The organism is Leclercia sp. GHBNCSD, assembly GCF_055805075.1.
In genome coordinates this window covers 1,245,290-1,271,487 of the sequence record NZ_JBQVYO010000001.1, presented here as the reverse complement: position 1 = coordinate 1,271,487, position 26,198 = coordinate 1,245,290, and the positions used below count along the sequence as shown (strand labels likewise).

General features: G+C 56.0%; 26 protein-coding genes and 1 other annotated feature. Of the genes, 17 read left to right on the top strand and 9 right to left on the bottom strand.

What is annotated here, in order from left to right; translation table 11 throughout:
• The first annotated feature begins 53 nt into the window (after positions 1-53).
• Complete coding sequence (gene trpR / locus ACT3IC_RS06240; RefSeq protein WP_103178187.1) at positions 54-380, top strand: trp operon repressor; 327 nt, start codon at positions 54-56, stop codon at positions 378-380.
• 60 nt (positions 381-440) lie between these two features.
• Here the strand turns inward: trpR and yjjX are convergent, their stop codons facing one another.
• A complete protein-coding gene (gene yjjX / locus ACT3IC_RS06235) occupies positions 441-956 on the bottom strand; it encodes an inosine/xanthosine triphosphatase (RefSeq protein WP_263951372.1) in 516 nt (171 codons plus the stop codon).
• Positions 957-1,005: 49 nt separating this feature from the next.
• Between yjjX and gpmB the strand changes: the two genes are divergently transcribed.
• Entirely contained in the window at positions 1,006-1,653 is a 648-nt protein-coding gene (gene gpmB / locus ACT3IC_RS06230) for a 2,3-diphosphoglycerate-dependent phosphoglycerate mutase GpmB (RefSeq protein ID WP_103178188.1), read from the top strand.
• Here gpmB and robA read toward each other — a convergent pair.
• Positions 1,650-2,519, bottom strand: coding sequence for an MDR efflux pump AcrAB transcriptional activator RobA (gene robA / locus ACT3IC_RS06225; protein ID WP_103178189.1), 870 nt, complete (start codon positions 2,517-2,519; stop codon positions 1,650-1,652). The two genes, gpmB and robA, sit on opposite strands and share 4 nt — an antisense overlap.
• 212 nt (positions 2,520-2,731) lie before the next feature.
• Between robA and creA the strand changes: the two genes are divergently transcribed.
• Genes creA through creD form a run of 4 tightly spaced genes read left to right on the top strand, consistent with a single transcriptional unit; the run spans position 2,732 to position 6,738 of the window.
• Positions 2,732-3,202: a protein CreA gene (gene creA / locus ACT3IC_RS06220; protein WP_103178190.1), complete on the top strand. Its 471-nt coding sequence runs from the start codon at positions 2,732-2,734 to the stop codon at positions 3,200-3,202.
• Positions 3,203-3,216: 14 nt separating this feature from the next.
• Entirely contained in the window at positions 3,217-3,906 is a 690-nt protein-coding gene (gene creB / locus ACT3IC_RS06215; protein WP_420193261.1) for a two-component system response regulator CreB, read from the top strand.
• Positions 3,906-5,330, top strand: coding sequence for a two-component system sensor histidine kinase CreC (creC, locus tag ACT3IC_RS06210; RefSeq protein ID WP_103178192.1), 1,425 nt, complete (start codon positions 3,906-3,908; stop codon positions 5,328-5,330). Before creB ends, creC begins: the two co-directional genes overlap by 1 nt.
• A 58-nt stretch (positions 5,331-5,388) precedes the next feature.
• Complete coding sequence (creD, locus tag ACT3IC_RS06205; RefSeq protein WP_103178193.1) at positions 5,389-6,738, top strand: cell envelope integrity protein CreD; 1,350 nt, start codon at positions 5,389-5,391, stop codon at positions 6,736-6,738.
• 45 nt (positions 6,739-6,783) lie between these two features.
• Here creD and arcA read toward each other — a convergent pair whose 3' ends face one another.
• Complete coding sequence (gene arcA, locus ACT3IC_RS06200) at positions 6,784-7,500, bottom strand: two-component system response regulator ArcA (protein ID WP_039030451.1); 717 nt, start codon at positions 7,498-7,500, stop codon at positions 6,784-6,786.
• Between the two features lie 95 nt (positions 7,501-7,595).
• Between arcA and yjjY the strand changes: the two genes are divergently transcribed.
• From yjjY to ACT3IC_RS06165, 7 genes are all read left to right on the top strand, one after another.
• Positions 7,596-7,736, top strand: coding sequence for a YjjY family protein (gene yjjY / locus ACT3IC_RS06195; protein ID WP_001541509.1), 141 nt, complete (start codon positions 7,596-7,598; stop codon positions 7,734-7,736).
• Positions 7,737-8,135: 399 nt separating this feature from the next.
• On the top strand, positions 8,136-8,822 hold the full coding sequence (locus tag ACT3IC_RS06190; protein WP_103178194.1) for a tRNA/rRNA methyltransferase: 687 nt from the start codon (positions 8,136-8,138) through the stop codon (positions 8,820-8,822).
• A gap of 212 nt (positions 8,823-9,034) precedes the next feature.
• Positions 9,035-9,103 carry a thr operon leader peptide gene (gene thrL / locus ACT3IC_RS06185; RefSeq protein ID WP_103181027.1) on the top strand — a complete coding sequence of 23 codons (69 nt, stop codon included), beginning with the start codon at positions 9,035-9,037 and terminating at the stop codon, positions 9,101-9,103.
• Positions 9,042-9,160: a sequence feature (Thr leader region), on the top strand. (Overlaps the previous gene by 62 nt.)
• A gap of 25 nt (positions 9,161-9,185) precedes the next feature.
• Entirely contained in the window at positions 9,186-11,648 is a 2,463-nt protein-coding gene (gene thrA, locus ACT3IC_RS06180) for a bifunctional aspartate kinase/homoserine dehydrogenase I (protein WP_156653894.1), read from the top strand.
• Position 11,649: 1 nt separating this feature from the next.
• Entirely contained in the window at positions 11,650-12,579 is a 930-nt protein-coding gene (gene thrB / locus ACT3IC_RS06175) for a homoserine kinase (RefSeq protein ID WP_103178196.1), read from the top strand.
• 3 nt (positions 12,580-12,582) lie between these two features.
• A complete protein-coding gene (gene thrC / locus ACT3IC_RS06170; protein ID WP_103178197.1) occupies positions 12,583-13,869 on the top strand; it encodes a threonine synthase in 1,287 nt (428 codons plus the stop codon).
• 294 nt (positions 13,870-14,163) lie between these two features.
• The gene (locus tag ACT3IC_RS06165) at positions 14,164-14,451 is read left to right on the top strand and encodes a DUF2502 domain-containing protein (protein ID WP_103178198.1); all 288 of its coding nucleotides are present in this window, start codon (positions 14,164-14,166) and stop codon (positions 14,449-14,451) included.
• A gap of 30 nt (positions 14,452-14,481) precedes the next feature.
• On the opposite strand, the gene yaaA is transcribed toward ACT3IC_RS06165, so the two are convergent.
• Both yaaA and ACT3IC_RS06155 read right to left on the bottom strand, forming a co-directional pair.
• Positions 14,482-15,255 carry a peroxide stress protein YaaA gene (yaaA, locus tag ACT3IC_RS06160; protein ID WP_103178199.1) on the bottom strand — a complete coding sequence of 258 codons (774 nt, stop codon included), beginning with the start codon at positions 15,253-15,255 and terminating at the stop codon, positions 14,482-14,484.
• Positions 15,256-15,321: 66 nt separating this feature from the next.
• Positions 15,322-16,752 (bottom strand): alanine/glycine:cation symporter family protein, encoded by a 1,431-nt coding sequence (locus tag ACT3IC_RS06155; protein WP_103178200.1) that lies wholly within the window; start codon positions 16,750-16,752, stop codon positions 15,322-15,324.
• 261 nt (positions 16,753-17,013) lie between these two features.
• Between ACT3IC_RS06155 and tal the strand changes: the two genes are divergently transcribed.
• The 3 genes from tal (at position 17,014) to ACT3IC_RS06140 (ending at position 20,079) form a co-directional block, all read left to right on the top strand.
• Complete coding sequence (gene tal / locus ACT3IC_RS06150) at positions 17,014-17,967, top strand: transaldolase (protein WP_103178201.1); 954 nt, start codon at positions 17,014-17,016, stop codon at positions 17,965-17,967.
• 111 nt (positions 17,968-18,078) lie between these two features.
• Positions 18,079-18,666: a molybdopterin adenylyltransferase gene (mog, locus tag ACT3IC_RS06145; protein WP_103178202.1), complete on the top strand. Its 588-nt coding sequence runs from the start codon at positions 18,079-18,081 to the stop codon at positions 18,664-18,666.
• A 123-nt stretch (positions 18,667-18,789) separates the two neighbouring features.
• On the top strand, positions 18,790-20,079 hold the full coding sequence (locus ACT3IC_RS06140) for an MFS transporter (RefSeq protein WP_156653895.1): 1,290 nt from the start codon (positions 18,790-18,792) through the stop codon (positions 20,077-20,079).
• 27 nt (positions 20,080-20,106) lie between these two features.
• On the opposite strand, the gene ACT3IC_RS06135 is transcribed toward ACT3IC_RS06140, so the two are convergent.
• The 4 genes from ACT3IC_RS06135 to satP form a co-directional block, all read right to left on the bottom strand.
• Positions 20,107-21,243 (bottom strand): ABC transporter substrate-binding protein, encoded by a 1,137-nt coding sequence (locus tag ACT3IC_RS06135; protein WP_159340005.1) that lies wholly within the window; start codon positions 21,241-21,243, stop codon positions 20,107-20,109.
• A 17-nt stretch (positions 21,244-21,260) separates the two neighbouring features.
• Positions 21,261-22,037: an ABC transporter ATP-binding protein gene (locus tag ACT3IC_RS06130; protein ID WP_103178205.1), complete on the bottom strand. Its 777-nt coding sequence runs from the start codon at positions 22,035-22,037 to the stop codon at positions 21,261-21,263.
• Positions 22,034-23,107 carry a FecCD family ABC transporter permease gene (locus ACT3IC_RS06125; RefSeq protein WP_103178206.1) on the bottom strand — a complete coding sequence of 358 codons (1,074 nt, stop codon included), beginning with the start codon at positions 23,105-23,107 and terminating at the stop codon, positions 22,034-22,036. The genes ACT3IC_RS06130 and ACT3IC_RS06125 overlap by 4 nt, the downstream gene beginning before the upstream one ends.
• 249 nt (positions 23,108-23,356) lie before the next feature.
• Entirely contained in the window at positions 23,357-23,926 is a 570-nt protein-coding gene (satP, locus tag ACT3IC_RS06120) for an acetate uptake transporter (protein WP_103178207.1), read from the bottom strand.
• 296 nt (positions 23,927-24,222) lie between these two features.
• Here satP and dnaK point away from each other — a divergent pair, with 296 nt between their 5' ends.
• Complete coding sequence (dnaK, locus tag ACT3IC_RS06115) at positions 24,223-26,142, top strand: molecular chaperone DnaK (protein WP_103178208.1); 1,920 nt, start codon at positions 24,223-24,225, stop codon at positions 26,140-26,142.
• The last annotated feature ends 56 nt before the right edge of the window (positions 26,143-26,198 follow it).

The following is a 26,198-nucleotide window of genomic DNA, read 5'->3' as shown; positions in this document are numbered from 1 at the left end:
GGTGGGGTTATGTTATGCTTGTACTCGTTTAAGAGTACGAAAGGCGGCATAACATGACCCAGCATTCCCCTTATTCATCGGCGATGGCCGAGCAACGTCATCAGGAGTGGCTTCGTTTTGTGGAGCTGCTTCGTCAGTCTTATGAACAGGATCTGCATCTGCCGCTGCTGCAGCTGATGCTGACCCCCGACGAGCGCGAGGCGCTGGGCACCCGGGTGCGGATCATCGAGGAGCTGCTGCGCGGTGAGATGAGCCAGCGCGAGCTGAAAAGCGAGCTGGGGGCGGGGATCGCCACCATCACCCGCGGATCGAACAGCCTGAAATCGGCGCCGGTTGAATTGCGCCAGTGGCTGGAGCAGGTGCTGCTGAAAAACGCCTGATGGCGCTGCGCTTATCAGGCCTACACAAGACGTGTGTACCGTAGGCCGGATAAGGCGTAATTACCTGTATATCGCGTTATGAAACGGACTTAACGCCAGGATCACCGCCTGATGGTAAACGCTTGAGCGCGTCAGCGCCCCGGCGGTAAAGACCCCAATCGCCCCCTCTTTGCGCCCAATCTCATCAATGCCGGTGTATTTCGACATCACCGGCCCAAGGGCTTCCCCTTCGCGCACTTTATCCAGAATCACCTCCGGGAGCGGCAGGGTGGCGGAGCGGGCTTCGCCGCGCTGCTCCCGGCTCTCGATAACCACCCAGCTAAAAGTTGCGCCTTCGTCAATGCCCGCTTCAATCGCCACCCAAAAGTCCGCATCTGGACAGGCGGCCTTCGCATTGGCTACGCGGTTCCGTGCGCCAGCGCGGGTTTCTTCGCTGCCGATTGGCTGTTCCGGGACGCCGCTCTCGACGTTGAGGGATTCAATATGGCAGGATCCTTCGCCGAAGATCTCGTCAAATGCCCTTAGAATTGCCTGAATTTTGGCAGGATTAGTGGTAGCAGAGACAACCTGGTGCATAATTAAGCCTAACTCTAAAAATATCATCGCAGTATAACGGAAAAAAAGCATGTTACAGGTATACCTTGTTCGCCACGGTGAAACGCAGTGGAACGCCGAGCGACGTATTCAAGGCCAGTCAGACAGTCCACTCACTGCCAAGGGCGAACATCAGGCCTGGCAGGTTGGCGAACGTGCCAAAACATTGGGCATCACCCACATCATCGCCAGCGATTTAGGTCGCACGCGACGCACAGCGGAGATTATCGCGCAGGCCTGCGGCTGCGATGTCACCGTGGATGCCCGCCTGCGTGAGCTGGATATGGGCGTGCTGGAACAGCGTCTTATCGATACCCTGACGGAAGAAGAAGAGTCCTGGCGTCGTACGCTGGTCAACGGCAGCGAAGATGGCCGAATTCCACAAGGCGAATCCATGCTGGAGCTGAGCGAGCGGATGCATGCGGCGCTGGCAGCCTGTCTGGATCTTCCCGAGGGCAGTCGGCCATTGCTGGTGAGTCACGGGATGGCGTTGGGTTGTCTGGTCAGCACCATCCTTGGGCTTCCGGCCTGGGCTGAACGCCGCCTGCGTCTGCGTAACTGCTCGCTTTCCCGCATCGACTATCAGCAAAGTCCGTGGCTGGCTTCAGGCTGGATTGTGGAGATGGCAGGGGATATCTCGCATCTCGATGCCCCTGCGTTAGATGAGCTACAGCGTTAACGGCGGATAGGAATCAGGTATTCGCAGCGCAGGTCGATTGGGCGTTCTTCCGGTCTCACATCCGTTGACGGATAGTAACGCTCAATATCCTGCCCCTTTCTGCGGTTCAGGTTCAGCATCGGCATACAGGTGCCGTACACCGTCATGATAAAGTCCTGCACGCCGGTACCCAGCCCTTCATAGGTGAACATCACATATTCGCCGCCTTCCAGCACGACCGGTTTCGACCCCTGAATATAGCCATTGGCCATTTCCGGCGTTAATGCGGTGGTATAGAACACTTCCTGCTCGTCATCTTTTTCCAGGCTTGGACGCGTCTCGTTCAGGCCATACAGCAGCGGCGGAATGGCCGGCGCATGGCTGAGGAAATCACGCCAGAACTGAACCCGCATCTGATGACGGAATTCGGAGATCTGTTCCAGCGAGCAGGAGTAGCTTTGCGTCGTGCCGACCAGATGCGTCTCTGGCAGAGTGACGAACTCATGCTGAGGCAGGGTGAACTCGCCAAGGCGCAGCGGCGGGCACATACCGAATGAACTCCAGTCCGGTGAGCGGCGGTAGAGCGCAGGGGTCAACGAGAACTGTTTTTTGAACGCGCGGGTAAAGGTCTGCTGTGAATCAAAGCGGTACTGTAAGGCGATATCCAGAATTGGACGCGCAGTCAGGCGAAGCGCCACGGCGGACTTGGAGAGGCGACGTGCGCGGATATAGGCGCCAATGGCATGACCTGTGACATCCTTAAACATCCGCTGTAAATGCCACTTAGAATATCCCGCTTTTGCCGACACATTATCGAGTGACAACGGCTGATCCAGATGGCCTTCCAGCCAGGTAAGAAGATCGCGAATAATTCCAGCCTGATCCATATACTATCCTCATCCTTTAAACAGCAGATACCCTGCTAACAGGTTAGCGGATAATAGCATTTTTTGATGTTTTAGCATTCAGTGTTTTTTTTGCGCTTAAATGCGATTTTCCTTGTTATCCAGGGAGATATTTTCTAATGCTGTGATCTTGCTGCTTTTTTTATATCATTGTTGAATAATTACGCAGTTCAATCTTCAAATATGGTAACAATATGAAATACAAGACATTGATCGTTATGACGCTGCTGTTATTAGTGGGGCGCGCCGTGCAGGCCGAGGAGATTGGCTCTGTCGATACCGTATTCAAAGTTTTCGGGCCGGACCATAAAATTGTTGTCGAAGCTTTTGACGATCCCGATGTAAAGAACGTGACCTGCTATATCAGCCGGGCAAAAACGGGCGGGATAAAAGGGGGCCTTGGGCTGGCGGAAGACACCTCCGACGCGGCGATCTCTTGTCAGCAGGTGGGGCCAGTTGAGCTGAGCGACAAGATCAAAAACGGTAAGGCACAGGGCGATGTAGTATTCCAGAAACGCACCTCGCTGGTGTTCAAAAAACTGCAGGTGGTGCGTTTCTATGATGCGAAACGTAACGCGCTGGCTTACCTGGCCTACTCGGATAAGGTCGTTGAAGGTTCACCTAAGAACGCGCTGAGCGCGGTGCCCATTATGCCGTGGCATTAATTCAGGGACACGCCATGCAGCAACCTGTGGTCTGGCTGGTTGAAGACGAAATCAGCATCGCCGATACGCTGATCTACATGCTCCAGCAGGAGGGATTTGCGGTAAAGGCCTTTGAACGTGGCCTTCCGGTGCTGGAGGAAGCGCGCCGACAAAGCCCGGCGCTCGCCATCCTGGACGTGGGGCTGCCGGATATCAGCGGTTTTGAGCTCTGCCGTCAGCTGCTGGCCCGGCATCCTTCGCTACCGGTGCTGTTCCTGACGGCCCGCAGCGATGAAGTGGACAAGCTGCTCGGTCTGGAGATTGGCGCAGATGATTACGTCGCCAAACCCTTCTCGCCCCGGGAGGTATGCGCCCGGGTGCGGACCATTTTACGGCGCATGCAAAAGTCCGCTGCGCCTTCAGAGATTGTCCGTATCAGCGAGTTTGAACTGAATGAACCTGCCGCCAGGATCAGCTGGTTTGGTGAGCCATTACCCCTGACACGCTACGAGTTCCTGCTGCTTAAAACGCTGCTGAACGCGCCGGGCCGCGTCTATTCCCGCCAGCAATTGATGGATAAAGTCTGGGGAGAGGAGGGCGACAGCTTCGATCGCACTGTGGATACCCATATTAAAACCCTGCGCGCCAAACTGCGGGCCGTGAATGACCAGCTTTCCCCTATCAGCACCCACCGCGGCATGGGTTATAGCCTGGGATTATATTAATGCGCATAGGCATGCGGCTGTTGCTGGGATACTTCCTGATTGTGGCCATCGCCGCGTGGTTTGTGCTGTCGATCTTTGTTCAGGAGATCAAGCCCGGCGTGCGCAGGGCAACCGAAGGCACGCTGATTGACACCGCGACGCTGCTGGCGGAAGTGGGGCGAGACGATCTGCTCGCAGGCAACCCGCAGGAGGGCAAGCTGGCGCAGGCCTTTTCCCGGCTCCACCAGCGCCCGTTTCGCGCCAATATTGGCGGCATTCATAAAGTGCGTAACGAATATCACGTCTACATGACCGATGCCCGCGGCCGGGTGGTATTTGATTCCACCGGCCTGGCCGTGGGGAAGGATTACGCGCGCTGGAATGACGTCTGGCTGACGCTGCGCGGGGAGTATGGCGCCCGCAGTACGCCGAGCGATCCGCAGGATCCGGAGAGTACGGTCATGTACGTTGCCGCGCCGGTGGTCGATCGGGGCAAGATTATCGGCGTATTGTCGGTAGGAAAGCCCAATAGCGCGATGGCGCCGGTGATCCAGCGCAGCGAGCGACGGATCCTGTGGGCCGGCGGCGCGCTGCTGGGGATTGCGTTGCTCATTGGTCTGGCGGTGGCCTGGTGGATCAACCGCTCGATTAACACCCTGTCGCGCTATGCCGACTCGGTGACCAATGATACCCCGCTGCCGTTGCCCGATCCGGGCAGCAGTGAACTGCGCAAACTGGCGCAGGCGCTGGAGAACATGCGTGTTCGTCTGGAGGGAAAAAATGATATCGAAAATTATGTGCATGCGCTCACCCACGAACTGAAAAGCCCGCTGGCCGCGATCCGCGGTGCGGCCGAGATCCTGGCAGAGCAGCCCCCGCCGCAGGTGGCGGCGCGGTTTATTGATAATATTCTGGCGCAAAACGCGCGCATGCAGTCGCTGGTTGAAAAACTTCTCGCTCAGGCCAGGCTGGAAAACAGGGTCGAGATCGTTCCGGTCAGTGTCAGCATTGATGAGCTGTTCACACGCCTTGCCGATGCGCGCGCGGCGACGCTCGCCTCCCGAAACATCACTCTGAACTGGCAAAGGAGCGGGTGCTGCGTGGAGGGCGATGCCGATCTGCTTGAGCAGGCGCTGGGCAATTTACTGGATAACGCTATCGACTTTACCCCGCCGGGTGGGGCGATCCAGCTTGCCGCTACGCAGGCGTTCAGGCAGGTCACCATCACCGTGACGGATAACGGAAGCGGCATCCCGGATTATGCGCAGGCGCGAATCTTTGAGCGCTTCTACTCCCTCCCGCGCGAGAACGGGTTGAAAAGTAGCGGGCTGGGGCTGGCCTTTGTGCTGGAGGTGGCGCGTCTGCATCAGGGGAGCATCGATCTGCGAAACCGGACTGACGGCGGCGTGACGGCCACCCTGATACTTCACCGTCCCTTCACATAACTTCAAACTGACCCCACATAGCCTGGTTAGGCTCTCCTCATCACAAAGGAGACCTGATATGAAATCCCCCCTGTTCTGGAAAGTCAGCACCCTGTTAGGGTGCATTCTGCTGTTACTCATCCCACTGATGCTGGTGGGCAATCTGATTTCGGAGCGTGAGAGCTATCGCAACGAGGTCGAAAACACCCTTCGCCAGAGTACCAGCGGCCCGCAGCAGCTGGTGGGCCCGCTGATCGCCATTCCGGTAACGGAGATCTATTACAAACAGGAAGAGGCGAAAAAGGTGGAGTATAAGAAGCGTTATATGCACTTCATTCTGCCGGAGACGCTACTGGTTGAGGGCAATCAGCACGTGCAAACGCGCAATATCGGCATCTATGACGGACAAATCTGGAATACCGATCTCAACATTAAGGCGCAGTTTACGACGGAAAAACTGGCGGAGTTGCAGGGTGAGACGATGACGCTCGGCAAGCCGTTTATCGTGGTCGGCGTCGGGGATGCGCGCGGGATAGGGGCAGTGAGCATCTCAAAAATCAATGGTGAGACGTTAAGCATCGAGCCTGGCGCCGGGGTGTACGGGGCGTTATCCGGCATTCACATCCCACTGACCGACAACGCGCTGGCGGCAAAAACCGTCTCGCTGGAGATGTCGCTCAATCTGGCCGGTACCGGCAGCTTTGCCGTGGTTCCAGTGGGACGTAACAGCGAAATGACCCTGAACAGTAACTGGCCGCACCCGAGCTTTATGGGCAATTACCTGCCGGTTAAGCACGAGATTAGCGCGTCTGGTTTCCAGGCAAACTGGAAAAGTAGCTGGTTTGCGAACAATCTTGCGGGCTGGTTCAACGACAACGAGATCCCTGAATGGAGTGCGATCCCGGCGTTTAGCGTCACGGTGGCGACCCCCGCGGATCAGTATCAGCTGACCGACCGCGCGATTAAGTACGCCATTTTACTGATTGCTTTGACGTTTATGGCCTTCTTCGTCTTTGAAACTTTAACCGGATTGCGGCTGCACCCGATGCAGTACCTGCTGGTGGGACTGGCGCTGGTGCTGTTCTATCTGGTGCTACTGGCGTTGTCTGAGCATGTGGGCTTTACACCCGCATGGATTATCGCCAGCCTGGTAGGGGCGCTAATGAACGGCGTCTATCTGCAGGCAGTGCTGAAAAGCTGGAAACGCAGTGGCCTGTTTGTGCTGGCGCTGCTGGGGCTGGACGTGGTGATGTGGTTCCTGCTGCGTTCAGAAGAGAGTGCGTTGCTGCTGGGCTCTGCGGTGCTGGTGCTGGCCCTGTTCGCGGTAATGTATCTCACGCGCCACTTTGACTGGTACTCGCTCTCCCAGCCGAAGCGCACGGCGCCATCCGGGTCATCGGATAAAGATACGATGCGGTTATGGAAATAAAAAAAACGGCGCCAGGGCGCCGTTTTTTATGACTTATGTGCAGAATTATTCCTGCAGGTCGCCGCAGAAACGATAGCCTTCACCATGAATGGTGGCGATAATTTCTGGTGTATCCGGCGTGGATTCGAAATGTTTACGAATACGGCGGATAGTCACGTCAACGGTACGGTCGTGTGGCTTCAGCTCACGGCCGGTCATTTTTTTCAGCAGTTCTGCACGGGACTGGATCTTGCCCGGGTTTTCGCAGAAGTGCAGCATGGCGCGGAATTCGCTGCGCGGCAGTTTGTACTGGTCGCCCTGCGGGCTCACCAGAGAACGGCTATTAATATCCAGTTCCCAGCCGTTGAATTTGTAGCTCTCTACGCTACGACGCTCTTCGCTGACCGTGCCCAGGTTCATGGTGCGGGACAGCAGATTGCGTGCACGAATGGTTAACTCGCGTGGGTTAAACGGTTTGGTGATATAGTCATCCGCGCCGATTTCCAGGCCAAGAATTTTATCAACTTCGTTGTCGCGGCCGGTCAGGAACATTAACGCAACGTTCGCCTGTTCACGCAGTTCACGTGCCAGCAGAAGGCCGTTTTTACCCGGCAGGTTGATGTCCATGATAACCAGGTTGATATCATTTTCAGAAAGGATCTGATGCATCTCTGCGCCATCGGTCGCTTCAAAGACATCGTAGCCTTCTGCTTCGAAAATGCTCTTTAACGTGTTGCGTGTTACCAACTCGTCTTCAACGATAAGAATGTGCGGGGTCTGCATGTTTGCTACCTAAATTGCCAACTAAATCGAAACAGGAAGTACAAAAGTCCCTGACCTGCCTGATACATGCCACAAATTAACATGACCGGCGTAACGTGACTAAAGTACGTAATTGCGTTCTTGATGCACTTTCCATCAACGTCAACAACATCATTAGCTTGGTCGTGGGTACTTTCCCTCTGGACCCGACAGTGTCAAAAACGGCTGTCATCCTAACCATTTTAACAGCAACATAACAGGCTAAGTGACACCAGACACCCAATAAAACTACGCTTCGTTGACATATATCAAGTTCAATTGTAGCACGTTAACAGTTTGATGAAATCATCGTAGCGGATCGCTAGCCTTTGTCACAAATTTTCAACAAACCAACTAGTTGCGACCGTTAATTAATAAACAAGGTGAATCCAATGTCAACATTGAACCTGAGAAATCATTATCATTATTAAACATAGGGATAAGTATTGTTCATTAACATTATCGCTTAAAGTTCATTCACGAAATAGTTTAGTATTTTTAATTTGTAGTGAAATGCTATTTCAGTGATTTCTGTTACGAATTTGTAAATTCGTGATGCGTAATATGATGATGTGTATCACATTTTTATCGGCTAACTGCCTAAAAAGAGAGCATAAATGCATTTGTCTATCGTACTGGTATCCCCAGCAAGAGCAGAAAATATCGGTGCCGCCGCACGGGCAATGAAGACCATGGGGTTTACCGATTTACGAATCGTTGCCAGCGACGCGCACAACGAACCTGCGGCGCGTTGGGTTGCCCATGGATCTGGAGATATCTTAGATAATTTAACGACTTACGAAACGCTGGCCGACGCGCTGCACGATATCTCTTATACCGTCGCTACCACCGCACGCAGCCGATCTAAGTTTCATTACTACGCCACGCCCGCTGAACTGGTGCCGTTACTGGCAGAAAAAAGCCAGTGGCTGCCCAACATGGCGCTGGTTTTTGGCCGGGAAGATTCCGGCCTGACGAACGAGGAACTGGCACTCGCAGACGTGCTGACCGGCGTGCCGATGGTGGCAGATTATCCGTCGCTAAATTTAGGTCAGGCCGTGATGGTGTACTGCTATCAATTAGCATCCTTGATGCAAAATCCTGCTCCACCTCCGGCTGAGGTGGATGAAAACCAGCTTTCTGCTCTGCGTGCGCGTACCGAACGCCTGCTGACCTCGCTGAATGTCGCCGACGATCAAAAAATGGCGGAGTGGCTACAACAGCGGTTAGGTCTGTTAGGTCAGCGAGACACGGCAATGTTGCACCGATTACTGCACGATATCGAAAAAAAACTGGCAGAGTAAAATGCTGTCATACTTTTTTGTTATGGTTGAATGCCCCAAAAAGCGTACTGCGCACGGTCCGATCCGGACGGAAATAAAAACTCAGGCAGAGATACGTGAAAGGGCCGGAAAATGTGATCAAATTAGAAATTCGTTGACTTACCGGCACGTATGCTTTAACCAATAGGGTCAGACAGCACAGACAGATAATAATGACAGAGTACACAACATCCATGAAACGCATCAGCATCACCACCATTACCACCACCATCATCATTACCACAGGTAACGGTGCGGGCTGACGCGTACAGGAAAGAAAAGAAAAAAGCCCGCACCTGAACAGTGCGGGCTTTTTTTTCGGCTAAAGATCACGAGGTAACAACCATGCGAGTGTTGAAGTTCGGCGGTACATCAGTGGCAAATGCAGAACGATTTCTGCGTGTTGCCGACATCCTGGAGAGTAATGCCAGGCAGGGGCAGGTGGCGACGGTTCTCTCTGCCCCGGCTAAAATTACCAATCACCTGGTGGCGATGATTGAAAAAACCATCGGGGGTCAGGATGCACTGGTGAACATCAGCGACGCTGAGCAGATCTTTGCCAACCTGCTGCAGGGCCTGGCGGATGCACAGCCTGGCTTTCCTCACGCCCAGCTGAAAGCCTTCGTTGAGCAAGAATTCGCTCAGATTAAACACGTTCTGCATGGTATCAGCCTGTTGGGGCAGTGCCCGGACAGCATTAACGCGGCGCTGATTTGCCGCGGTGAGAAACTCTCTATCGCCATTATGGCGGGTCTGCTGGAAGCCCGTGGTCATAACGTCACGGTGATCGATCCCGTCGAAAAACTGCTCGCTGTTGGCCATTACCTCGAATCAACTGTAGATATCGCCGAATCTACCCGACGCATTGCGGCAGGCAAAATTCCTGCCGACCACATGATCCTGATGGCGGGCTTCACCGCCGGGAATGAAAAAGGGGAGCTGGTGGTGCTGGGCCGTAACGGCTCCGACTATTCCGCTGCCGTGCTGGCCGCCTGCCTGCGCGCCGACTGTTGTGAGATCTGGACTGACGTCGACGGCGTCTATACCTGCGACCCGCGCCAGGTGCCCGATGCCCGCCTGCTGAAGTCGATGTCTTATCAGGAGGCGATGGAGCTGTCCTACTTCGGGGCCAAAGTGCTTCACCCGCGTACTATCGCCCCTATCGCCCAGTTCCAGATCCCCTGCCTGATTAAAAACACCGGTAATCCACAGGCGCCAGGCACGCTGATTGGCGCCAGCAGCAATGAAGATGGCCTGCCGGTAAAAGGTATCTCCAACCTCAATAATATGGCGATGTTCAGCGTCTCCGGGCCAGGCATGAAAGGGATGGTTGGCATGGCGGCGCGCGTGTTTGCGGCCATGTCGCGCAACGGCATCTCGGTGGTGTTAATCACCCAGTCCTCTTCTGAATACAGCATCAGCTTCTGCGTCCCGCAGGTGGACTGCCTGCGCGCCCGCCGTGCGCTGGAAGAGGAGTTCTATCTTGAGCTGAAAGAGGAGCTGCTGGAGCCGATGGCGATTCAGGAGCATCTGGCGATCATCTCCGTGGTCGGTGACGGTATGCGCACCCTGCGTGGTATCTCCGCGAAGTTCTTTGCGGCGCTGGCGCGGGCGAACATCAATATTGTCGCCATTGCCCAGGGCTCATCGGAGCGCTCCATCTCCGTGGTAGTGAATAATGATGATGCGACCACCGGCGTGCGCGTCACCCACCAGATGCTGTTTAACACTGACCAGGTGATCGAGGTGTTCCTGATTGGCGTCGGCGGCGTCGGCGGTGCGTTACTGGAGCAGCTGAAGCGCCAGCAGGAGTGGCTGAAGAAAAAGCATATCGATCTGCGCGTCTGCGGCATCGCTAACTCAAAAGCCCTGCTGACTAACGTCCACGGACTGAATCTGGAGAACTGGCAGGCAGAGCTGGCGGAAGCGAAAGAGCCGTTTAACCTTGGCCGCCTGATCCGCCTGGTCAAAGAGTACCATCTGCTGAACCCGGTGATCGTCGACTGTACCTCCCACCAGGCGGTGGCCGATCAGTATGCCGACTTCCTGCGTGAAGGCTTCCACGTGGTGACGCCAAATAAAAAGGCCAATACCTCGTCGATGGATTACTACCATCAGATGCGCCACGCGGCGGCAAAATCCCGCCGTAAGTTCCTGTACGACACCAACGTCGGCGCCGGGCTGCCGGTTATCGAAAACCTGCAAAACCTGCTCAATGCCGGGGATGAACTGCAGCGTTTCTCCGGCATCCTGTCGGGCTCGCTCTCCTTTATCTTTGGCAAGCTGGACGAAGGCATGAGCCTGTCGGAAGCGACCAAAATGGCGCGTGAGCTGGGCTACACCGAGCCCGATCCGCGTGACGATCTCTCCGGCATGGATGTGGCGCGCAAGCTGCTCATCCTCGCCCGCGAAACGGGGCGTGAACTGGAGCTGTCGGATATCGTCATCGAACCGGTGCTGCCGGAGAGTTTTGACCACGCTGGCGATGTCGCCACCTTTATGGCGAATCTGCCGCAGCTGGATGACGCTTTCGCCTCCCGGGTGGCAAAAGCCCGTGATGAAGGCAAGGTATTGCGCTATGTTGGCAACATTGAAGAAGATGGCGTCTGCCGTGTCAAAGTGGCGGCGGTAGACGGTAACGATCCGCTCTTCAAAGTGAAAAACGGCGAAAACGCCCTCGCGTTTTACAGCCACTATTATCAGCCTCTGCCGTTGGTCCTGCGCGGCTATGGCGCGGGAAATGATGTGACGGCGGCGGGCGTGTTTGCCGACCTGCTGCGTACCCTGTCATGGAAGTTAGGAGTTTAATATGGTCAAAGTTTATGCCCCGGCTTCCAGCGCCAATATGAGCGTCGGGTTTGATGTGCTGGGTGCGGCGGTGACGCCAGTGAATGGCGCATTGCTGGGTGATACGGTTACGGTAGAAGCGGCGGATAGCTTCAGTCTGAACAACGTCGGGCGTTTCGCCAGCAAGCTGCCGAGCGAACCGCGCGAAAATATTGTCTATCAGTGCTGGGAGCGTTTTTGTCAGGAGATCGGTAAAAACGTCCCGGTCGCCATGACGCTGGAAAAAAGCATGCCGATTGGCTCCGGGCTGGGCTCCAGCGCCTGTTCCGTCGTCGCTGCGCTGGTGGCGATGAACGAACATTGCGGCAAGCCGCTGAATAACACCCGCCTGCTGGCCCTGATGGGCGAGCTGGAAGGACGCATCTCCGGCAGCATTCATTATGATAATGTCGCCCCCTGTTTCCTGGGCGGCATGCAGTTGATGATCGAAGAGAACGGCATTATCAGCCAGCAGGTGCCAGGCTTTGATGAGTGGCTATGGGTGCTGGCCTATCCGGGCATCAAAGTGTCGACCGCTGAAGCGCGCGCTATTCTGCCGGCGCAGTATCGCCGTCAGGACTGCATCGCCCATGGCCGTCATCTGGCAGGCTTTATTCATGCCTGCTATACCCGTCAGCCAGGGCTTGCAGCAAAACTGATGAAAGATGTTATTGCCGAGCCGTACCGCACTAAACTGCTGCCTGGCTTTGACGAGGCACGCAGTGCCGCACTGGATATTGGCGCACTGGCCTGCGGCATCTCCGGTTCCGGACCGACCCTGTTTGCGCTGTGCGACAAACCGGATACGGCTGAGCGGGTGGCAGGTTGGCTGGAGAAAAATTACCTGCAAAATCAGGAAGGCTTTGTTCATATTTGCCGTCTGGATACGGCGGGCGCACGAGTACTGGGATAAACGATGAAACTCTACAATCTTAAAGATCATAACGAGCAGGTAAGCTTTGCACAGGCAGTAACGCAGGGGCTGGGCAAAAACCAGGGGCTGTTCTTCCCGCACGATCTGCCGGAATTCGGTTTGACCGAAATTGACGAGATGCTGAAGCAGGATTTCGTCACCCGCAGCACCAAAATTCTCTCGGCGTTTATCGGCGACGAGATCCCACCAGAGCTGCTCGAAGAGCGCGTTCGTGCGGCCTTTGCCTTCCCGGCACCGGTAAGCCAGGTCGAGCCGGATGTCGGCTGCCTTGAGCTGTTCCACGGTCCGACGCTGGCGTTTAAAGATTTTGGCGGCCGCTTTATGGCGCAGATGCTGACTCATATCAGCGGCGATAAGCCAGTAACCATCCTGACGGCTACCTCTGGCGATACCGGGGCGGCGGTCGCGCATGCCTTCTACGGCCTGAAAAACGTCCGCGTCGTGATCCTCTACCCGCAGGGTAAAATCAGCCCGCTGCAGGAAAAACTCTTCTGTACGCTCGGCGGCAACATTGAAACCGTCGCTATCGACGGGGATTTCGATGCCTGTCAGGCGCTGGTTAAGCAGGCCTTCGATGATGAAGAGCTGAAAGTGGCATTGGGTCTGAACTCCGCCAACTCCATCAACATTAGCCGCCTGCTGGCGCAGATCTGCTATTACTTCGAAGCGGTGGCGCAACTGCCGCAGGAAGCGCGTAATCAGCTGGTGATCTCGGTGCCGAGCGGCAACTTTGGCGATCTGACAGCCGGCCTGCTGGCGAAGTCTCTGGGCCTGCCGGTGAAACGCTTTATCGCGGCCACCAACGCCAACGACACCGTTCCCCGCTTCCTGAAAGAGGGCAAGTGGACGCCAAATGCGACGCAGGCCACCCTGTCTAACGCGATGGATGTGTCACAGCCTAATAACTGGCCGCGTGTGGAGGAGCTGTTCCGCCGTAAAATCTGGCGTCTGAATGAGCTGGGCTACGCTGCGGTGACTGACGAAACCACCAAAGAGACAATGCGTGAGCTGAAGCAGCTGGGCTACGTCTCTGAACCGCATGCCGCGGTGGCGTATCGCGCCCTGCGCGATCAGCTGAACCCGGGCGAGTACGGCCTGTTCCTCGGCACCGCGCACCCGGCGAAGTTCAAAGAGAGCGTGGACGCGATCCTGGGCGATTCCCTGCCGCTGCCGAAAGAGCTGGCCGAACGTGCCGATCTGCCGCTGCTGTCGCACAACCTGCCGGCCGATTTTGCGGCGCTGCGTAAGTTGATGATGACGCGCGGATAAGCGCAATTTGCCGGGTGGCGGCTTCGCCTTACCCGGCCTACGACAGCAATGCGTTGTAGGCCCGGCAGGCACAGCGCCGCCGGGCATCAGGCCGCACAATCCAGCCGGGGACGCCTCTGCGTTACCCGGCTTTTTTATGGAGAAATTAAGGAGAGAAATAGCAGGGAAAAAGTAGAAATTCCCAATAAATGCGGATACTTACAGAATAGGATTGCAGAGAATAACATCCTGCCTATCCCTCACGTAATCTCCTTACATCGGCCCACAACGGGCAGGATGAATAAGGAGTAACCTATGTCGAAACTGAAACCTGTGCTGATCGCGCTTTCTCTGATGCTGGTGGCTCCGATGGCGGCTCAGGCCTCTGAAATCACTCTGGTACCGGCGGTCAAACTGCAAATTGGCGATCGGGATAATCGTGGACACTACTGGGATGGCGGTCACTGGCGCGACCATGACTGGTGGAAATCTCACTACGAGTGGCGGGATAACCGCTGGCATCCGCATGGCGAGCATCACGATAATCGCCATCACGATCGCCATGATGACCACCGTCCGGGACCGGGCTGGAAGCATCACTAAGATTTCCCCGCCGGGCGGCGGGGAAGGTGATTACTGCTCGTGACGCTTAAACACCAGCTCACCTTTCCCTGACGCTTCCTCATCAAAGAAATAGCCTTCGCTGTCGAATGCTTTCAGCTGCTCTGGCTGGGTCAGACGGTTTTCAATGATGTAGCGGCTCATCAACCCGCGGGCTTTTTTGGCGTAGAAGCTGATGACTTTGAATTTGCCATTCTTCTCGTCCAGGAAGACCGGCTTGACGATCTCCGCGTTCAGCTTTTTCGGTTTGACCGCTTTGTAGTACTCATCTGATGCCAGGTTAATGATAACGTTATCACCCTGGGCCGCCAGCGCCGCGTTCAGCGTGTCGGTGATGGTCTCTCCCCAGAACTGATAGAGATCTTTCCCTCTCGCGTTTTCCAGGCGGATCCCCATCTCCAGGCGGTAAGGCTGCATCAGATCCAGCGGGCGCAACACCCCGTACAGGCCGGAGAGCATGCGCAAATGCTGCTGGGCAAAATCAAAATCCGCTTCGCTAAAGGTTTCTGCCTGCAGGCCGGTATAAACATCGCCTTTAAAGGCCAGAATCGCCTGACGCGCGTTGAATGGGGTGAAATCGGGCTGCCAGTCGTGAAAACGGGTGGCATTCAGATCCGCCAGCTTGTCGCTGATGCTCATCAGGGTCGCAATTTGCGGAGCCGAAAGCTTACGCGCCTCGCGGATCAGCTGTTGCGAGTGATCCAGCAGTTCCGGCTGGGTATAGCGCTCGGTGGCAAGCGGGCTCTGGTAGTCGAGCGTTTTGGCAGGTGAAATCAGAATCAGCATATCCAGTCCTTGCAGAAGAATGAGTGCGACTTTAGCAAAAAAAACGCCCTGGGTGATCGATGGCTGTTATTGACGCGGCAAATCATCCCAGGCGCCGGGGGCGAGCTGTGCTTCAATCTCGGGATAACGCGAGACATCAAAGACCGGCTGGACACCCAGCTTGCGCTGACGCAGATAGTCCCGGGCAATCAGGGTCACCACCGGGGAGAGCAGCAGGATAGCCGTCAGGTTGGCGATGGCCATCAGGGCCATGATGATATCCGCCAGCTGCCAGACCGTCGGCAGGCTTAACAGCGATCCGAGCAGCACCATCAGCACAACGCCGCCCCGTAATACCCAGCGCGATCGCCGGGCATCGGGATGCAGAAAGATCAGGTTATTTTCGGCATAGATGTAATTCACCACGATGGAGCTGAACGCGAACAGGATGAGGATAAACCCGACGAATCCCGCTCCCCAGCCCCCGGTCAGGTTTATCAGGGCCTGTTGCAGCAGCTGTATGCCTGCGGTATCTGCTGGCAGATCCATAGGCCCTGCCAGCAGCACAATCATGGCGCTGGCGGTACCGATAATGATGGTATCAACGAAGACGCCGATCATCTGCACCAGTCCCTGAGAGGCCGGGTGAGGGGGACAGGAGGCGGCGGCTGCGGCGGCATTCGGGGTTGAACCCATGCCCGCTTCGTTGGAAAACATGCCGCGCTGGAAACCTGCCGTCAGGGCCTGGCTCAGGGTGTAGCCCAGCGCCCCGGCGGCCGCTTCGCGCCAGCCAAAGGCGCTTTTGACGATCAGGCTGAAGACGGCGGGTAACTGTCCGGCATGCCAGACGCAAATGACCAGGCTGCTCATGACCCACAGCAGCGCCATCGTCGGCACCATCCACTGCATCAGCCGGGCGACGCCTTTGATGCCGGTGACGATCGCCAGCAGCGTGAACGCGGCCAGCATGCCGCCGGTGATGATTTCCGGGCAGTCGAAGGCGAAGCGCAGCGCATGGGCCACCGAGTGGGCCTCGACGGTGTTAAAAATAAGACCGTAGGCGACGAGCAAAAAGAGTGAAAAGAGCACGCCCATCCAGCGCATGCCGAGGCCCCGGGCCATGTACCAGGCCGGGCCACCGCGAAATTGCCCCTGTTTATCCGCTTCCTTATAAAGCTGCGCCAGCGAGCACTCTGCGAAGGAGGTCGCCATGCCGATAATGGCGGTCATCCACATCCAGAATATCGCCCCCGGGCCGCCAGCGGAGATGGCCAGCGCGACTCCGGCCAGGTTACCGCTGCCGAGCCGGGCCGCCAGGCTGGTGCAGAGCGCCTGGAATGAGGTTAAGCCTCCCGGCTGCGGGCTCAGGCTATTTTTCAGATTAATGCGCAGTTGAGGAAGGGAGCTAAATTGAATAAACCCGCTGCGAACAGTGAACCAAAGACCTGCCGCAAAAAGCAGGTATATCATCACCGAACCCCACAGAATTTCATTAATAAACGACAGATAATCAGGCACTAACGTCCCTCGTGTTGATGCCAAAGTGCATAGGTAATCGCTTCGAGCGATTGAACAAACAGTGAATGGGTAATCTGTTAATTTGCTGAGTTTATCACAGTATCTTTCAGCGCATTGTCTGCGGTTGCGCTGACCTTCCGTCGTGTTATCATCAGGGCAGACCGGTTACATCCCCCTAACAAGTAAACCTGTCATTTTTCCGTTTCTGGCATCTTGCTGGTAACGCGAATTATCCAGGGCAAGTTAAAGAGAAACACTATCATGACGGATAAATTAACCTCCCTTCGTCAGTTCACGACTGTTGTCGCTGACACCGGAGATATCGCGGCAATGAAGTTGTACCAGCCGCAGGATGCCACAACGAACCCTTCTCTGATCCTTAACGCTGCACAGATCCCTGAATACCGTAAACTGATCGACGATGCCGTTGCCTGGGCGAAAAGCCAGAGCAGCGATCGCGCACAGCAGGTAGTGGATGCTACCGACAAACTGGCAGTGAACATCGGTCTGGAGATCCTGAAACTGGTTCCGGGCCGCATCTCCACTGAAGTGGATGCGCGTCTCTCTTACGACACCGAAGCGTCCATCGCGAAAGCCAAACGCCTGATCAAGCTGTACAACGATGCGGGTATCAGCAACGACCGTATCCTGATCAAACTGGCTTCCACCTGGCAGGGCATTCGCGCTGCAGAGCAGCTGGAAAAAGAGGGCATCAACTGTAACCTGACCCTGCTGTTCTCCTTCGCGCAGGCGCGTGCGTGTGCAGAAGCGGGCGTCTACCTGATCTCGCCATTCGTGGGCCGTATTCTGGACTGGTACAAAGCCAACACCGATAAGAAAGAGTACGCGGCAGCGGAAGATCCGGGTGTGGTTTCCGTTACCGAGATCTACGAGTACTACAAACAGCACGGTTATGAAACCGTGGTGATGGGCGCAAGCTTCCGTAACGTGGGCGAGATCCTGGAACTGGCTGGCTGTGACCGTCTGACCATCGCCCCTGCGCTGCTGAAAGAGCTGGCAGAAAGCGAAGGCGCAATCGAGCGTAAGCTGAGCTTCAGCGGTGAAGTGAAAGCCCGTCCAGAGCGCATCACTGAATCTGAGTTCCTGTGGCAGCACAACCAGGATCCAATGGCGGTAGACAAACTGGCGGACGGTATCCGTAAGTTTGCCATCGACCAGGAAAAACTGGAAAAAATGATCGGCGACCTGCTGTAATCATTCCAGCGTGACCGGGCTCCCGGTCACGCTACCTTTCTCATACCCTGTCTGAATCGCCTTCCTGCGTGTATCATTCCCCTCAATCTGTATTGTTTGAATGGAATGGATATGAATACCTTACGCATTGGCTTAGTTTCCGTCTCAGATCGCGCCTCCAGCGGTGTCTATGAAGATAAAGGCATCCCCGCGCTGGAAGCCTGGCTGGCGTCTGCCCTGACTACGCCGTTTGAAGTACAAACCCGTCTGATCCCCGACGAGCAGGCCGTGATTGAGCAAACCCTGTGTGAACTGGTGGATGAAATGAGCTGTCACCTGGTGCTGACAACCGGCGGTACCGGTCCGGCACGACGCGATGTGACCCCGGACGCAACGCTTGCCGTCGCCGACCGTGAAATGCCGGGCTTTGGCGAACAGATGCGCCAGATCAGCCTACACTTTGTGCCAACGGCCATCCTGTCACGCCAGGTCGGTGTGATCCGCAAGCAGGCTCTGATTCTCAATTTACCGGGCCAGCCAAAGTCGATTAAAGAGACGCTGGAAGGCGTTAAAGAGGCTGACGGCAAAGTGGTGGTGGCGGGAATCTTTGCAAGTGTACCGTATTGTGTACAGCTTCTGGAAGGACCTTACGTCGAAACCGATCCGCAGGTAGTAGCAGCTTTTCGTCCTAAAAGCGCGAGACGTGAAACAATATCCTGAAATTAACCAGAATGTGACATAAGCTGTAACGGCAGTAGCGTGCTGATTGATTTACGGTATAGTAATTTTTTCTTTACGATAGCTGTAAATATTACTCAACAATTCAGCCCAGAATGGTTCGCTATGTCACATTACAACCGGCCCCTCAATCGACAGGATTATAAAACCCTCACGCTTGCCGCACTCGGCGGCGCGCTGGAGTTTTATGACTTCATCATTTTCGTCTTCTTCGCCGCTGTCGTCGGGGAGCTGTTCTTCCCGGCTGATATTCCCGAATGGCTGCGTCAGGTTCAGACCTTTGGCATTTTTGCCGCCGGTTATCTGGCGCGCCCGCTGGGCGGCATCGTGATGGCCCACTTCGGCGATCTGGTCGGGCGCAAGAAGATGTTCACCCTCAGCATCCTGCTGATGGCGGTACCTACCCTGGCGATTGGCCTGCTGCCTACCTATGCCTCCATGGGCATTCTCGCGCCGGTCCTGCTGCTGCTGATGCGTATTCTGCAGGGGGCGGCGATCGGCGGTGAAGTACCAGGGGCATGGGTATTTGTGGCGGAACATGTTCCGGCCCGGCGGATCGGCATTGCCTGCGGCACACTGACCGCAGGACTGACCGTCGGCATTCTGCTGGGCTCGGTGGTGGCGACGCTGGTGAATACCAGCATGACCCAACAGGCGGTACACGACTGGGGCTGGCGTATTCCATTCCTGCTGGGCGGCGCGTTTGGTCTGGTCGCCATGTATCTGCGCCGCTGGCTGCAGGAGACACCGGTATTCCTTGAGATGCAGCAGCGTAAGACGCTGGCGCAGGAGCTGCCGGTGAAAGCGGTGGTGGTGCGGCACAGAAAGGCGGTGGTGGTGTCAATGCTGCTCACCTGGCTGCTCTCGGCGGGTATCGTGGTGGTGATTTTGATGTCGCCGGTCTGGCTGCAAAAACAGTATGGCTTTGCGCCGGCGGTGACGCTGCAGGCTAACAGCATCGCCACCATCATGCTGTGCTTTGGTTGCCTGATTGCCGGGCTGGCGGTGGATCGTATCGGCTCCAGCCTGACCTTTATTATTGGCAGCCTGCTGCTGGCCGGGTCGAGCTGGGCGTTTTACCATCTTGCGGGTAGCCATCCTGAACAGCTGTTCCTGCTGTATGGCACCGTGGGGCTTTGCGTAGGTGTGGTTGGGGCGGTGCCGTATGTGATGGTCCGCGCCTTCCCGCCTGAGGTGCGCTTCACCGGTATTTCGTTCTCCTATAACGTCTCGTACGCCATCTTCGGCGGCCTGACGCCGGTTGCCGTAACCCTGCTGATGGGGATATCGCCGATGGCGCCCGCCTGGTATGTGCTGGCGCTCTCGTTGATGGGACTGGCGCTGGGGATCTGGCTGCGCCAGAAACCGGTAGAAGTACCGGTCCTCGCGGGATAGCAAAATGCCGGGCTGGGCCCGGCATTTTTATGAGTGCGAAGGGGTGTAGCTCAGGATGATGTTCTCATCCGGGATATGGGTGAAGTCAGCGATAATCGCGTGGTAATCCGCCTGTGGATCCATGTCGTTAAAGAGTGCTGGATAGAAAATTTTACTCAACGCCTCGATGGCGACGATGTTGTATGGGTTGTTATAGAAGTGGTGATACAGCGCCCCGGTATGACCCTGCGCCACCGCCGGAATAGCGGCAACCCCCTGACGCGCCACAAGCGCATTGAACGCTGCGGTGACCTTCTCTGCCGGGACGTTATAGCCAAACGGGATAATGGCCGAGCCTTTGCCCGGACGCTTAGAGCCGGTCATCAGGTAGTAGTCCGGGTTGAGGGAGATGATTTTTTCCACCGAAACATTCCCGCTCGCCCCAGGCAGCAGCTGTGAGCCTATGTTGGTGCCACCCGCCGCTTCAACCAGTCCCCCCCAGCCGTTACGCGCATGGGTAAAACAGCAGCCATTATCCAGCCCGCCAACACCGGCGATCGGTTCGATAAAGACCAGCGGTTTTTTGCTGACGGTCGCCAGACGCTGGTGGATTTTATCCAGACGCTGTTGATAGAAATCGATGTAGGCTTGCGCGCGTTCGGTCTGACCCAGCACCTGGCCCAACAGGGCGATACTCGGCAGGGTATTCTTTACCGGATGCAGCTCGTAATCCACGAAGAGGACCGGAATGTGCAGGGCCTCGAGCTTCGTCAGTACGCCAGATTGCACCAGCGACGGTTTAGCGCGAAGCTGGGCGATCATCAGGTCCGGCTGGCGGGAGAGCACCGTTTCGAGATCGACATTGCCCTGGTCGGAAAACTTCATGTCGAGGATCTTCTCCGCTTCTGGCCATTTCCGCTTCAGCACGTTCCAGGTTTCGGTATCCTGCTTTTTCGGCAGATTGTTCCACGCCACCACCCTGGCGAACGGGTTCTCGCGCACCAACAGCGCCAGCGCGAAGATGTCCCGCCCGTCCTGCAAAATGATGCGCTGCGGTTCGTGTTCCACCGTCACCGTGCGGTTATCCATATCCTTGACCGTCACGGGCCAGCTTTGCGCCTGGGCGATAAGCGGGGTAATGAAGAGGACCAGCCCCCCGGCGGCTGCGATGAGTTTTTTTAGCATCCTGTTTTCCATCTCTTTTAGGGTGTTAATCCGTCGACCACCACATGGGGCAGCCTGCGGGAACAGTATTCGACTCGTCCCTCCACGCCATATACCGTCGCCAGATTAGCAGGGGTAACAACCTCTCCCGGCAGGCCGCTGGCAATCAGTTCGCCGCCTTTCAGCATCAGGGCATAGTTAGCGTGGCGCAGGGCAATGTTGATGTCGTGGATCACCACGACAGTGACGATGTTGCGCAGCCGCGTTTCGCGGGCGACGATATCCATCACATGGAACTGATAGTTGAGGTCGAGGGCACTCAGGGGCTCGTCCAGCAACAGCAAATCGGGCTGGCGGATCAGGGACTGAGCGAGGCCAATCAACTGCTTTTGCCCGCCGGAGAGCCGGTCGAGAAAACGCATCGCCAGATGAGCAACACCCAGTTTTTCAAGGATGGCGTACGCCTCCTGTTCAACATTTTGCGTATCGACGCTGCCGCTGGCCCGACGGGCGACAATCACCGATTCCAGCGCATGCAGGTGCACACCCTGAGGCAGGGATTGCGGGAGATAAACCACCTTCTGCGCCCGCGTTGCCGAGGGCAGCATCATCAGATCCTCGCCATTCAGCCGTAACTCGCCCTGCGCAGGATTCAGGTCCGCCAGGGCGCGCAGCAGGGTCGATTTACCGGAGCCGTTCGGCCCCAGCAGGGCGGTGATCTCGCCGCGGGGGAGCAGGGGCGTGGTGAGCCCGCTGATGATCTTTGTCTTGCGATAGCCGGTGTGCAGTTCCCGGACGCGAAGGCCGTCGGTCATACGTTCCCCCGGTTGCGAATAATGATGCTCAGGAAGAACGGCACGCCCACCAGCGAGGTGACAATCCCTACAGGAATAATGACGCCGGGAACGATGTTCTTGGAAAAAACGGAGGCCAGCGAAAGCACCAGGGCGCCAACCAGCATGCTGCCGGGGAGATAAAAACGGTGATCCTCGCCAAACATCATGCGGGAGATATGCGGCGCCACCAGGCCTATAAAACCCACTGGCCCGACAAAGGCGACCGTCAGCGACGAGATAATACTGATGCGTAAGAGCGTCGCCAGACGCAGCTTTTTTACGTTAATGCCGAAGCTGACGGCACGATCTTCGCCCAGACGCAGCGCCGTGAGTTTCCATGCATTTTTCAGCGACAGCGGCACGATAATCAGCAGGGCTACGGCCAGGATCGCCAGCTTATCCCATGAGGCTCTTGCCAGGCTGCCCATCGTCCAGAATACCAGTCCCTGCAGCGTATCTTCGCTGGCGACAAACTGCAGGATGGAGATTAGCGCGTTAAAGGTAAAGACCAGCGCGATACCGAATAACACCACGCCGGAGGTGGCCACGCGGGTCCAGCGGCTGATGCCATCCAGAATAAAGCAGGCCAGCAGGGCAAAGATAAAGGCGTTTGCCGGAATAAACCACTTATCGTCAATGCCGGGAACGCCCAGCCCGAGCACTATCGCCAGCGCGGCACCGAAGGAGGCGGCAGACGACACGCCCAGCGTAAATGGACTGGCGAGCGGGTTATTCAGGATGGTTTGCATCTCTGCCCCGGCAAGCCCCAGGGCCATGCCAACGGCGACAGCCATCAGCGCGAACGGCAGCCGCAGTTCCCAGACGATAACGCGCGTGCCGGCATCGACAGAAGCGGCATCCATTAAGGTGTGCCAGAGCGTGGAAACGGAGATGCCCGACGGGCCGAGGATAAAATCGAGGATCAGGGAGCAGATAATGAAGAAGAGCAGTACGCCTGCCAGAGTAAAACGCCTGACCAGGACTTTACGGTAATGCGACGCGATAATGGCTTCGCCAGTTTGCTCGCGAGCGGCAAGGCTGGAGTTCATCAGATAACCCTATGCAACACAAAAGAATCATTTATCCCCTGCGCGTTCCATTTTGGCGGCCGTCTGATATCCATTATCCGGGATGCCCGGGCAACACTATTCGCAATGATAATGCTTATCAATTGAATATGAGGATTATTGCCGTTCTGTTTACGTATCGTTTCTGAAGCGGGCAAAAAACAAGCAGATTAGAAGGGGAAGGTGTAACCGGAGAGGGGAGTCGTGCCCGCGGAGCGGGCACGAAGGGGATCAGTGTTTTTCACCAATCGGCAGAACGGTGCGACCGAACTGCTCGTTCAGGACTTCACCCATTGCCAGGTAGATGGCGCTGGCACCGCAGACCAGGCCAACCCAGCCCGCCACGTGGATAATGGCTTCGCCGTTATCCACCAGGTGACCCACTGCCAGCAGGGCGAACAGCACGGTCAGGCTCAGGAAGACGAACTGCAGCGCGCGGTTACCCACCAGCGTGCCGAAGAACATGAACAGCGTGAAGACGCCCCACAGGCCCAGATAGACACCCAGGAACGGCGTATTAGCCGCATCGGTCAGGCCCATTTTCGGCATCAGCAGAATGGCGACCAGGGTCAGCCAGAATGAACCGTAAGAGGTAAATGCGGTTAAACCGAAGGTATTGCCTTTCTTATATTCCAGCAGGCCCGCGAAGATCTGTGCGATACCGCCATAAAAAATGCCCATCGCCAGGATAATGCCATCCATCGGGAACATCCCGATATTATGCAGGTTCAGCAGAATGGTGGTCATGCCAAAACCCATCAGGCCCAGCGGAGCCGGATTAGCCAACTTAGTGTTGCCCATAAGTCCTCAAAAAAATCATCATTAATATGGTGAAATAGTGGTTCCCACGCCAATACTCCCTGGCGGGGCGCGGCATCATAATGGGCGCCATCGATGCCGTCTATGATCTAATCAGGGTGAAATTAAAAAATTTTTTATCCGTCCCCCTTGATGGATGCCGTTGCGACCCCATCTTGTAGTCAACCGCAGTGTGTGGACCTGAAAAAATTCAAATCTGGGCAGTTGAAAAAGCACCTTTTGCCCTTATTACAGGTACACAACCACATGTTGACCGAATTTATAGTGGAGACGTTTAGATGGGTAAAATTATTGGTATCGACCTGGGTACTACCAACTCTTGTGTAGCGATTATGGACGGCACAACTGCACGTGTGCTGGAGAATGCCGAGGGCGATCGCACCACGCCTTCTATCATTGCCTATACCCAGGATGGTGAAACTCTGGTTGGTCAGCCGGCTAAACGTCAGGCAGTGACAAACCCGCAAAACACGCTGTTTGCGATTAAGCGCCTGATTGGCCGTCGCTTCCAGGACGAAGAAGTTCAGCGTGATGAAGCCATCATGCCTTACAAAATCATCGGCGCTGAAAACGGCGACGCCTGGATTGATGTTAAAGGCCAGAAAATGGCACCGCCGCAGATCTCTGCTGAAGTGCTGAAAAAAATGAAGAAAACGGCGGAAGATTACCTGGGTGAGCCGGTAACTGAAGCGGTTATCACCGTACCAGCCTACTTCAACGATGCACAGCGTCAGGCGACCAAAGACGCGGGCCGTATCGCGGGCCTGGAAGTCAAACGTATCATCAACGAACCAACCGCAGCGGCACTGGCTTACGGTCTGGATAAAGAAGTTGGCAACCGCACCATCGCGGTATACGACCTTGGTGGTGGTACTTTCGATATCTCTATTATCGAAATCGACGAAGTTGACGGCGAAAAAACCTTCGAAGTACTGGCAACCAACGGTGATACCCACCTGGGTGGTGAAGACTTCGACAGCCGTATGATCAACTACCTCGTTGACGAATTTAAGAAAGATCAGGGCATTGACCTGCGTAACGATCCGCTGGCGATGCAGCGCCTGAAAGAAGCCGCAGAAAAAGCGAAAATCGAGCTCTCTTCTGCGCAGCAGACCGACGTGAACCTGCCGTACATCACTGCAGACGCCACCGGTCCAAAACACATGAACATCAAAGTGACTCGCGCGAAACTGGAAAGCCTGGTAGAAGACCTGGTTAACCGTTCCATCGAGCCGCTGAAAGTTGCGCTGCAGGATGCGGGCCTGTCCGTATCTGAAATCCAGGACGTTATCCTGGTAGGTGGTCAGACTCGTATGCCAATGGTTCAGAAGAAAGTCGCTGAATTCTTTGGTAAAGAGCCGCGTAAAGACGTTAACCCGGACGAAGCCGTTGCTATCGGTGCTGCTGTTCAGGGCGGCGTACTGACCGGTGATGTTAAAGACGTACTGCTGCTGGACGTTACCCCGCTGTCTCTGGGTATCGAAACCATGGGCGGTGTGATGACTCCGCTGATCGCCAAAAACACCACCATCCCGACCAAGCACAGCCAGGTGTTCTCTACCGCTGAAGACAACCAGTCTGCGGTAACCATCCATGTGCTGCAGGGTGAGCGTAAACGTGCCGCAGATAACAAAGATCTGGGCCAGTTTAACCTCGACGGTATCAGCCCGGCGCCGCGCGGTATGCCTCAGATCGAAGTCACCTTCGACATCGATGCTGACGGTATCCTGCACGTTTCCGCGAAGGACAAAAACAGCGGTAAAGAGCAGAAGATCACCATCAAGGCCTCTTCTGGTCTGAACGAAGAAGAGATCCAGAAAATGGTTCGCGAAGCAGAAGCGAATGCCGAGTCTGACCGTAAGTTCGAAGAGCTGGTTCAGACCCGCAACCAGGGTGACCATCTGCTGCACAGCACCCGTAAGCAGGTTGAAGAAGCGGGCGATAAACTGCCTGCTGACGACAAAACGGCTATCGAGTCTGCACTGAGCGCGCTGGAAACTTCCCTGAAAGGTGAAGACAAAGCCGATATCGAAGCGAAAATGCAGGCACTGGCGCAGGTTTCCGAGAAGCTGATGGAGATCGCACAGCAGCAGCACGCACAGCAGCAGGCTGGCGCAGGCGCTGACGCTTCTGCGAACAACGCGAAAGATGACGATGTTGTCGACGCAGAGTTTGAAGAAGTGAAAGACAAAAAATAATCGCCCTTTGAACGGGTAATACACTGGCACGGGCGAAGAGGTTTCCTCTCCGCCCG

Coding starts and splice junctions, on each gene's coding strand:
- trpR (WP_103178187.1), top strand. CDS start 54: ATGACCCAGCATTCCCCTTATTCATCGGCGATGGCCGAGCAACGTCAT.
- yjjX (WP_263951372.1), bottom strand. CDS start 956: ATGCACCAGGTTGTCTCTGCTACCACTAATCCTGCCAAAATTCAGGCA.
- gpmB (WP_103178188.1), top strand. CDS start 1,006: ATGTTACAGGTATACCTTGTTCGCCACGGTGAAACGCAGTGGAACGCC.
- robA (WP_103178189.1), bottom strand. CDS start 2,519: ATGGATCAGGCTGGAATTATTCGCGATCTTCTTACCTGGCTGGAAGGC.
- creA (WP_103178190.1), top strand. CDS start 2,732: ATGAAATACAAGACATTGATCGTTATGACGCTGCTGTTATTAGTGGGG.
- creB (WP_420193261.1), top strand. CDS start 3,217: ATGCAGCAACCTGTGGTCTGGCTGGTTGAAGACGAAATCAGCATCGCC.
- creC (WP_103178192.1), top strand. CDS start 3,906: ATGCGCATAGGCATGCGGCTGTTGCTGGGATACTTCCTGATTGTGGCC.
- creD (WP_103178193.1), top strand. CDS start 5,389: ATGAAATCCCCCCTGTTCTGGAAAGTCAGCACCCTGTTAGGGTGCATT.
- arcA (WP_039030451.1), bottom strand. CDS start 7,500: ATGCAGACCCCGCACATTCTTATCGTTGAAGACGAGTTGGTAACACGC.
- ACT3IC_RS06190 (WP_103178194.1), top strand. CDS start 8,136: ATGCATTTGTCTATCGTACTGGTATCCCCAGCAAGAGCAGAAAATATC.
- thrA (WP_156653894.1), top strand. CDS start 9,186: ATGCGAGTGTTGAAGTTCGGCGGTACATCAGTGGCAAATGCAGAACGA.
- thrB (WP_103178196.1), top strand. CDS start 11,650: ATGGTCAAAGTTTATGCCCCGGCTTCCAGCGCCAATATGAGCGTCGGG.
- thrC (WP_103178197.1), top strand. CDS start 12,583: ATGAAACTCTACAATCTTAAAGATCATAACGAGCAGGTAAGCTTTGCA.
- ACT3IC_RS06165 (WP_103178198.1), top strand. CDS start 14,164: ATGTCGAAACTGAAACCTGTGCTGATCGCGCTTTCTCTGATGCTGGTG.
- yaaA (WP_103178199.1), bottom strand. CDS start 15,255: ATGCTGATTCTGATTTCACCTGCCAAAACGCTCGACTACCAGAGCCCG.
- tal (WP_103178201.1), top strand. CDS start 17,014: ATGACGGATAAATTAACCTCCCTTCGTCAGTTCACGACTGTTGTCGCT.
- mog (WP_103178202.1), top strand. CDS start 18,079: ATGAATACCTTACGCATTGGCTTAGTTTCCGTCTCAGATCGCGCCTCC.
- ACT3IC_RS06140 (WP_156653895.1), top strand. CDS start 18,790: ATGTCACATTACAACCGGCCCCTCAATCGACAGGATTATAAAACCCTC.
- ACT3IC_RS06135 (WP_159340005.1), bottom strand. CDS start 21,243: ATGCTAAAAAAACTCATCGCAGCCGCCGGGGGGCTGGTCCTCTTCATT.
- ACT3IC_RS06130 (WP_103178205.1), bottom strand. CDS start 22,037: ATGACCGACGGCCTTCGCGTCCGGGAACTGCACACCGGCTATCGCAAG.
- ACT3IC_RS06125 (WP_103178206.1), bottom strand. CDS start 23,107: ATGAACTCCAGCCTTGCCGCTCGCGAGCAAACTGGCGAAGCCATTATC.
- satP (WP_103178207.1), bottom strand. CDS start 23,926: ATGGGCAACACTAAGTTGGCTAATCCGGCTCCGCTGGGCCTGATGGGT.
- dnaK (WP_103178208.1), top strand. CDS start 24,223: ATGGGTAAAATTATTGGTATCGACCTGGGTACTACCAACTCTTGTGTA.